Below are 4,004 nucleotides of genomic sequence, written 5' to 3'. Positions count from 1 at the left end.
AGCTATCAAAAAGATCACCTTTGATACCTGTCCACTGTTGGATATCGCTCAACGAGCTGTACTGATGCTCATGACTAGCAAGCTGTGATGCCTGTATCCCTGTCAGCCAGTCAACAATCCCCATCGTAGGATCGATATACCCATGCAACGGCAACGTGTTGATATACATCCCGATACGACGCTCCACACCGGCTAGATCGTCCGGACGGCCGGATACGGTTACCCCGTAAACCACATCCCTCTGACCCGTATAGCTATGCAGCAGGTACGCCCATACACCCTGCATGATCGTGTTCACTGTCAGGCGGTGTTTCTGTCCATAGGACTCTACCTGCCCAGACTCATAAGCATCTAGCCGAAGGCTCAACTCTTTATATTCCCCGACCCCCTTGGTCCGAAGAGCACTCGGCCCAATAAAAGGCAATAAGCTCCCTGTTTCCAATCCAGACAAGTATTCCCGCCAATATGACTGGCTGACCCCCGCCTCCTTTCTCCCTTCTATATAGCGGATGTAGTCCCCATATTCGTCAACCACCACATCACCCCCGGATGTACCTGACAACAGTTGCTCATACTCTTCCAGCAGTTCTTCCACCAGCAGTGGTGTAGACCAGCCGTCTAACAACAGGTGATGATAGGTCCAGATCATCCGGTACTCCTTATACCCCGTCTGCAAGAGGCTTAGCCGTAGCAGCGGTACTTCATCAAAGGAAAATCCACTCCGGCGGTCCTGCTCTGCATAAGTGCGGATCGCGGCTGACTGGGCCGTAGCATCCAAGCCACGATAGTCTGCCTCATACAAAGGCAGCACAACGTCCGCATACACACACTGCACAGGAATATCAAAGAACCCAGGCTCAAAACTGCTCCGTAAAATGCTGTGCCGCTTAATGACTAACTCCCAGCTACGGATAAAAACATTCTTGTCCACTCCCCGCAAGCGGCAGCTGACCTGCTCGATATAAGAGGAATGATCATGCTCGTACAGCCCGTGAAACAGCATCCCCTCCTGCAACCCGCTCAGACGGTAGATGTCTTCCACTACTTGTCCTCGCAAGCGCCCATCTGCCAGGCGCACAGAAAAATACCTGTCCAGTTCCTGATAGCTGATCTCAGCCCCCAGCCCATAGTCCGAGGGCGTACGCACAGCAGTGACCTGCTGCACACAGTGGCTAATCAGCTTTTGAAGGCTACTGGTATATAAATCGCTGAGCCGCTCGATCGTCGAACGCTCAAAATGCTGTGTGCTGTAATTCCAGTCCAACACCAGACGCTGGTCTCGCACAACAGCTGTCACCGAAAGCTTGTAGCGAATACGGTAAGAACCCTCTATGCTATGGCCCGCATCTTCCCCTGAAGGCGTACCTCTAAGGTGACCAGACCGCTCCACCAGGTTGTCAAACTGGCCCAGGTAGTTGAAAACCACTTCCCATGGGTCTGCGCCAGTAAGCGACTCCGCCCCCTGCACATACTTCAATACTCCATAGCCAAGCCCCTTGTCAGGTACCTGACGAAGCTGCTCCTTGATACTTTTCAGCGAGGCACCTGTATCCCCCACCGGCCAGTCCCCTCTCAGTAGAACCGGGTAAAGACTGGTAAACCATCCCACCGTGCGACTTAGGTCCGCACCGCTGTCGAGCACCTCACGACCGTGCCCTTCCAAGCCCACTAATAGATCCCCACCTTCCAAAATACTACCCAAACTCTCTCGCAAGGCGCACAATAAGATGTCGTTGATCTCGGTCTGGTAAACACGACTACACTGATGCAAAAGCAAATCCGTCTCCGGCAGGCCTAGCTCTGAACGGACACTACCCGTCTGCGATAAAAGCACACTACCTTCATGGGAACGGTCTGTCAAGAGACGACCACTGCCCTCTACGCTGCGCTCCCAGTAACCAAGCTGACTCAACACTCGGGTGCTGCCGCCATAAACGGAAAGCCACTCATACCACTGACGGTAGGAATAGCCCTTGCTGCCAAGATCCAGCGACAAACCTGATTCATGCTGATCGATGAGCACCTGCAAATCTTCCAGAAGTACACGCCATGACACCCCGTCTACTGCAAGGTGATGTACCACGATAAGTAGCCGGTTGTCCGTCTCAGCGGACGGCATCTGAAAATAGCCCGCCCGCACCAAATCCCCCGAATAAATATCCAGGCTCCCCTGCAAAATACTCGCCTGCTTGCTCAGTGTCTCCGACAAATTGGCATCTGCACTCCCAGAAAGATCATGGTAGCTTAACAGACGGCGTGATACTTCCTCGCCATAATGCTGGGTGAACGTTCCCGAAGAGTCCTGTTGATATACAAAACGAAGCGCATCATGCTGGTAAACCAGCCGCTGCATACAAAGACTCAACGCTTCAAAGCTCACCTTGCGCGAGAGGGTCAATAAAACCGCCTGGTTAAAATGCGATATCCCTTCCCATACATCGGAAAAATACCAATCCTGGATCGGCAGCAATCCGCTGCTGCCTGATAAAATCCCCTGTTCGCCAACCTCCGACTGATCACCTGCCAGTGTCACCAACTCCGATAACTTTGCCACCGTCTGGCTTGAAAATAGGTCACGCGGCGTCAAATAGTAACCCTGCCGCTTGGCCCGGCTTACCACCTGGATGGTAATGATTGAATCCCCCCCCAGTTCAAAGAAGTTGTCATGGATGCCCACCCGGTCAAGACCGAGCAGCTCAGCCCAAATACCGGCCAGTACCTGCTCGGTTTCCGTCTCAGGTGCCACATACCCCCTGCTCACCAGGCTCTCAAAGTCCGGATCAGGTAACCCCTGACGATCCACCTTGCCGTTCGGCGTCAAAGGAAGTGAGTCCAGCTCCACCAATACCCCCGGCACCATGTAGTCAGGAAGCTGGCTGGCAAGGTGTGCCTGCACCTGCTCTCGCAAAACACCGACACCCACATAGTAGCCGATCAACCGCTTGTGCCCGCTGTCATCAGAACGTGCTACGACCACCCCCTGGCTGACACCCGGTGCCGTTTGAAGCACGCTCTCAACCTCACCCAGCTCGATGCGGTATCCCCGCACCTTCACCTGGTCGTCCATACGACCCACGTACTCAATATTGCCATCCGGCAGCCACCGACCCAGATCACCGGTCCGGTAAAGACGGTCCCCTTCCACAAAAGGACTGGCAATAAATCGTTCCTGAGTCAGATCAGCTCGGTGCAGATAACCCCGGGCCACACCACTGCCACCGATGTAAAGCTCACCAGCCACACCCACCGGACACAAACCCCCGCTGCTATCTAAAATATAGGCATTTAAAGTCGGAATCGGTCTGCCTATAACGCTAATACCCGAGGTAATATCACTCGAAGAGATTTCCCTGAATGTTACATGCACAGTGGTCTCAGTAATACCATACATGTTTATCAAAGCGCAATCCCTAAACTGCCTTTTCCAACGCGACAATTTGTTGGGATTTAACGCTTCGCCACCAAAAATTATGTATCTGATCCGACTATCAAAACCTAAATCCAAAAAAGATTCTTGAAATAAGTCAAATGCAGAAGGAGTCTGGTTTAATACTGTAACTTTCTCACTATTAACAAGTTTCGCAAAGGCCACTGCATCTTTTGCTATCGAGTTTGGGATAAGGACCAATTTTCCTCCAAAACAGAGCGCTCCATACATTTCCCAAACGGAGAAATCGAAGCAAAAAGAGTGAAACAGCGACCAGACATCATTTGCTCCAAAATCAAATAGTGGGTGTTCGTTAACTAATAGCCTGACCACATTTCTATGCTCCACCATCACCCCCTTGGGTCGCCCGGTGGAGCCGGAAGTGTAAATCACATAGGCCAGATTCGAGCTGGAAACCCCACTTGAAACCGCTTCGGTGCTGCATGCATCTATTAAGTCCCGGTCCGATCCATCTACCTCGATTACCTGGCAAGAGCCCGCCAAGCGATCAGACAATGCCACACTGCTAACCACACACGATACCCCGCTGTCATTAACCATGTAGCTGATACGATCC

At 52.3% G+C, this 4,004-nt stretch carries 1 protein-coding gene; it reads right to left on the bottom strand.

The genetic code is table 11. The features are described from left to right. Nucleotides 1-4,004, bottom strand: a 4,004-nt coding sequence (locus tag RIF36_RS22910) for a non-ribosomal peptide synthetase (protein ID WP_350149655.1), incomplete at both ends; no start/stop codon positions are given.

It is taken from the genome of Imperialibacter sp. (assembly GCF_040222815.1).
Lineage (GTDB): Bacteria > Bacteroidota > Bacteroidia > Cytophagales > Cyclobacteriaceae > Imperialibacter.
This window is presented reverse-complemented; position numbering and strand designations above follow the sequence as displayed.